The organism is Nocardia sp. CC201C, from assembly GCF_030010695.1.
GTDB classification, from domain to species: domain Bacteria; phylum Actinomycetota; class Actinomycetes; order Mycobacteriales; family Mycobacteriaceae; genus Nocardia; species Nocardia otitidiscaviarum.
Genome location: NZ_JASCXP010000502.1, coordinates 1 through 4,630, shown reverse-complemented (window position 1 = coordinate 4,630; position 4,630 = coordinate 1). Strand labels below are relative to the sequence as shown.

Annotated in this window: 6 protein-coding genes; 3 read left to right on the top strand and 3 right to left on the bottom strand. The window is 69.6% G+C overall.

All coding sequences use genetic code 11. The annotated features are described in order from the left end of the window. Positions 1-102: 102 nt before the first annotated feature. Positions 103-519: a hypothetical protein gene (locus tag QK444_RS32735; RefSeq protein ID WP_282785922.1), complete on the top strand. Its 417-nt coding sequence runs from the start codon at positions 103-105 to the stop codon at positions 517-519. Positions 520-579: 60 nt separating this feature from the next. Here the strand turns inward: QK444_RS32735 and QK444_RS32730 are convergent, their stop codons facing one another. The 3 genes from QK444_RS32730 to QK444_RS32720 form a co-directional block, all read right to left on the bottom strand. Then, positions 580-1,383 (bottom strand): MBL fold metallo-hydrolase, encoded by an 804-nt coding sequence (locus QK444_RS32730; RefSeq protein ID WP_282785921.1) that lies wholly within the window; start codon positions 1,381-1,383, stop codon positions 580-582. A gap of 191 nt (positions 1,384-1,574) precedes the next feature. Continuing rightward, entirely contained in the window at positions 1,575-2,054 is a 480-nt protein-coding gene (locus tag QK444_RS32725) for a RidA family protein (protein ID WP_282785920.1), read from the bottom strand. Then, entirely contained in the window at positions 2,054-2,218 is a 165-nt protein-coding gene (locus tag QK444_RS32720; RefSeq protein WP_085996322.1) for a DUF4177 domain-containing protein, read from the bottom strand. The genes QK444_RS32725 and QK444_RS32720 overlap by 1 nt, the downstream gene beginning before the upstream one ends. 173 nt (positions 2,219-2,391) lie before the next feature. Between QK444_RS32720 and QK444_RS32715 the strand changes: the two genes are divergently transcribed. Both QK444_RS32715 and QK444_RS32710 read left to right on the top strand, forming a co-directional pair. Next, entirely contained in the window at positions 2,392-3,411 is a 1,020-nt protein-coding gene (locus QK444_RS32715) for an ArsA-related P-loop ATPase (RefSeq protein WP_282785923.1), read from the top strand. 1 nt (position 3,412) lies between these two features. After that, complete coding sequence (locus QK444_RS32710; RefSeq protein WP_282785919.1) at positions 3,413-4,582, top strand: ArsA family ATPase; 1,170 nt, start codon at positions 3,413-3,415, stop codon at positions 4,580-4,582. The last annotated feature ends 48 nt before the right edge of the window (positions 4,583-4,630 follow it).

Here is a 4,630-nt window from a genome sequence, read left to right as displayed (position 1 = left end):
TCTCGACGGTGTCGACGAAGTGTGTCGAGACCGCGTGATCGGCTCCGACCAAGAGGCGAGAACCCCCATAGGGGAAACCAGCTCGAGCCTCGAGGAGCCATCATGAACATCCTGAAGAGCACCGGCGCCATCGTCGCCGGATTCGCCGTCGCCGCCACCGCGTCCAGCGCCACCGACCTGGTCCTGGAATCCAGCGGATACCTGCCCAGCGGCCATCTATATGCACCGGTCCCGGTCGTGCTGTCCGTGATCCTGTACCGCACCGGCTTCGCCGTACTCGGCGCCTACGTGGCCGCTGGCCTCGCCCCCGCCCATCCCATGCGGCACGCACTGGTTCTGGGTGCCCTCGGCACCGTCGGCGGGTTCGGCGCCGCCATCGCCACTTGGAACATGAATATCGGCCCGCACTGGTACGCCCTGGCCGTGGCCGCCACCGGTCTCCCGGCCGCCTACCTCGGCGGTCTGCTGCGAACCCGCCGTCTCACCCACCGCACCCGCGTCGCCGTCGCGGCGGGGTGAATCGGACGCCGCGACAGGCCGGGCCGTCACCGGGAGTGGCGGCCCGGCCTACTCGCGCGACTACCCGTGTGAGCGGATATAGGCGAGCTGCGCCTGCACCGAGCTGCGGGCCGCGGGCCAGAGCCGCTTGTCCACATCCGCGTAGACGTGCGCGACGATCTGGAGCGGCTTGGCCTCGGGGCCGAGCTTCTCCAATGCGTCACGGACCTGTTGGAGACGTTCCTCGCGGTGCTTCAGGTAGTAGGCGATCACGGGTTCGGCGTCGAGATGGTCGGGTCCGTGGGCGGGGAGCAGTGTTCGGCCGGGGGCGATCTCGGCCAAGCGGCGCAGAGAGTCCAGGTAGTCGGCGAGTGCGTCGTCACGGGATTCCAGCACCGTGGTGCCGCTACCGAGCACGGTGTCGCCGGTCAGCACCGCGGCGTCGTCGGGGCCGTCCAACAGCAGACTCACCGAGTCGGCGGTGTGCCCCGGGGTCGCCACGGCGGTCAGCCGGACGCCCGCCGCCTCGATGACCTCGCCGTCCACCAGTTCGGTGCCGCCGCCGTGCAGGAAGCCCGAGTCCACCGCCCGCACGGGCGTTCCGGTGAGCCGGACCAGCCGGTCGATGCCCCCGGTGTGGTCGTGGTGGTGATGGGTGATGAGGGTGAGCGCGATATCCCCGTCGGTGGCGCGCGCGATGGCCTCGGAGTGCGCCCGGTCCTTGGGACCAGGATCCACCACCACCCACCCCGACGCCCGCGGCGCCCGCAGCAGCCAGGTGTTGGTGCCCTCCAGCGTCATCTGGCCGGGATTGTCCGCCAGCAGCACCGCGGCGCTCGGCGTCACCTGTCGCACCCGCTCGTACGCGGGATGGTTGAGGGTCATATCCCCGTCCTTACCGGATCGAGCCGCCACACACCAGACCCGCCTTCCTACACCCCCGCCCCCTGCGTCACGCCCCGTTGGTTCGCGGCGCGTCTCGGTTCTGGACTGACGGAGCGGGGGAGCGAAGCGGAGGAGGGAAGAACCGAGACCTTCAGCGCCGCGAACCCGCCCGGAGCGCAGCGGAGGGCAAATCAAACAGAGCGCACCTCGGCGATCAGTTCGACCTCGACAGGGGTGTTCTTCGGCAGTTCGAAGACGCCGACCGCGGAGCGCGCGTGCACGCCCGCCTCGCCGAAGACCTCGCCGAGCAGTTCCGACGCGCCGTTGATGACCACCGGCTGGTCGGTGAATCCCGGTGCGGAGGCGACGAATCCGACGACCTTCACGATCCGCACCACGTTGTCGAGCCCGACCAGGCCGTGCACGGCGGCCAGCGCGTTGAGCGCGCAGTACTTGGCCGCCTCCTTGGCCTGCTCGATGCTCACCTCGGCGCCGACCTTGCCGACGGCGGTGAGTTCACCGTCGCGGAAGGGCAGCTGCCCGGAGGTGTAGACGTGGATGCCGCTGCGGGTGGCGGGGATGTACGCCGCGACGGGTGCCGCGACCGGGGGCAGGGTGAGCCCCAGCTTCTCCAGGTTCTCGGCCCAGTTGGTGGCCGCTGCGGCGCTCATCAGTTCTTGGGCCGCTTCAGGTAGGCCACGTGCTGCTCACCGGTCGGTCCGGGCAGCACGGTGACGAGTTCCCAACCGTCGGCGCCCCACTGGTCGAGGATCGCCTTGGTCGCATGCGTCAGCAGCGGCACGGTCGCGTATTCCCACGCGGTCACATCACTCATGGGGTGAGCGTAGAGCTCGGGTGCCGCGCAAGGCATCCCCGGCCCCTCCCGGCCGCGCCGAACGGATCGGGAATCGGCCCGTCGAAACGTGGTGTACCAGACAGTCCTCGTCATCCTCTGGGCAGGAATAAGGAACGAGTTATAGGCTCGCGAACGTGGGAGTACCGATCGCAGTGCCCGTTTCGGCGGAGCCAGGGGTCCAAACAGGATGGCCGCAGCGGGCCGAGAAGGCCCGCCTGCACTATGTCTCGGGGAAAGGGGGGACCGGGAAGTCGACGGTCGCGGCGGCATTGGCGCTCGCACTGGCGGCCGGCGGTCGTCGGGTGCTGCTGGTGGAGGTGGAGGGTCGGCAGTCCATCGCCCAACTCTTCGACGTACCACCGCTGCCGCCCACCGAGACCCGCATCGCCACCGCGGACGGCGGCGGCGAGGTGGTGGCGCTGGCCCTGGATGTCGAGCATGCGTTCCTGGAATACCTGGACATGTTCTACAACCTGGGTTTCGCCGGCCGCGCCATGCGCCGGGTGGGCGCCATCGAGTTCGTCACCACCATCGCGCCGGGGCTGCGGGACGTGATCCTCACCGGCAAGATCAAGGAATGCGCGGTGCGCGTCGACAAGTCGGGCACACCGGCCTATGACGAGATCGTCATCGACGCCCCGCCGACCGGCCGCATCGCCAGCTTCCTGGACGTCACCCAGGCCATGGCGGAGATCGCCAAGGGCGGGCCGATCGCCGCGCAGGCCGATGGCGTGTCCAAGCTGCTGCATTCCGAGCAGACGATGATCCACCTGGTCACGCTGCTGGAGGCGCTGCCGGTGCAGGAAACCGCCGACGCGGTCGCCGAATTGACCGCGAACGACCTGAATATCGGGACGGTGATCGTGAACCGGGCGAGCGAGGGCTACCTGCCGCGCGGCGTGCGGGCCGAGGTGGCCCGCGGCGATCTCGACGCCGAGGCCCTGAAGTCCGGTCTGGCCGAGGCCGGAATCACGCTGTCGGAGCAGGATTTCCAGGGCCTGGTCACCGAGGCCGTGGAACATTCGGCGCGGTTGCAGGCGCAGGACGAGAGCGCGGCGGATCTCGCCGCGGTGGACATCTCCCGGCTGTACCTGCCGTCGCTGGCCGACGGCATGGATCTGGGCGGGCTCTACGAGCTGGCCGAATATCTGAGCGCCCAGGGGGTTCGCTGACATGATTCTTCCGGCAAGTGCGGTCCCGCTGGACTTCTCGACGATCATCAAGGATCCGGCCGCGCGCATCATCGTGTGCTGCGGGTCCGGCGGCGTGGGCAAGACCACCACGGCCGCCGCCATCGCACTGCGGGCCGCGGAGGAGGGCCGTCGCGTGGTGGTGCTGACCATCGACCCGGCGCGGCGGCTGGCGCAGTCGCTGGGCGTGTCGGACCTGGGCAATACCCCGCAGCGGGTGCAACTGGGCCCCGACGCCAAGGGCGAGCTGTACGCCATGATGCTGAATATGCGCCGCACCTTCGACGAGATGGTGCTCGAGCACACCAGTCCGGAGAAGGCCGAGCAGGTCTTCGCCAACCCGATCTACCAGACGGTGGCCTCGTCCTTCGGCGGAACGCAGGAGTACATGGCCATGGAGAAGCTGGGCCAGCTCGCCGCCAAGCGCGAATGGGACCTGATCGTGGTCGACACCCCGCCCTCGCGCAATGCGCTGGATTTCCTGGACGCGCCCAAGCGGCTCGGGAACTTCCTCAACGGCCGCATGATTCGCGTGATCATGATGCCGGGTCGCGGCGTGGGCCGCCTGGTGACCGGGGCCATGAGCCTGGCGCTGCGCGGTGTGTCCACCATCGTGGGCGGGCAGCTGCTCAAGGACGCCTCGCTGTTCCTGCAGTCGCTGGAGTCCATGTTCGGCGGCTTCCAGGATCGCGCGGACCGCACCTACGCCATGCTGTCGCGGCCGGGCACCCACTTCGTGGTGGTGGCGGCGGCCGAACCGGACGCGCTGCGGGAGGCGTCGTTCTTCGTGGATCGGCTCTCCACGGACAAGATGCCGCTGGCCGGGCTGGTGCTCAATCGCACCCACCCGGTGCTGAGTTCGCTGTCCGCGCAGGAGGCGCTGGTGGCCGCCGGCCGGCTGGCCCCGGCCGACGGCACCGAGAACGCCGAGGCGACGGCGGCCACGCTGACCGCCGCCGTACTGCGCATTCACGCGCACCGCGCCGAGACAGCCCGGCGTGAGCAGCACCTGCTGCACCGGTTCACGGGCGCACATCCGCGGGTGCCGATCGCGACCGTCACGGCGCTGCCGTTCGAGGTCGCCGATCTGGAGGCGCTACGGGCGGTGGGCGCACAGCTCGCCGAGGCCGCGACGCCGGCCCGATCGGCGTGAATGTGACAGTCGGATCACGCTGCACCGCAGTAGCAATCGGACATAAGT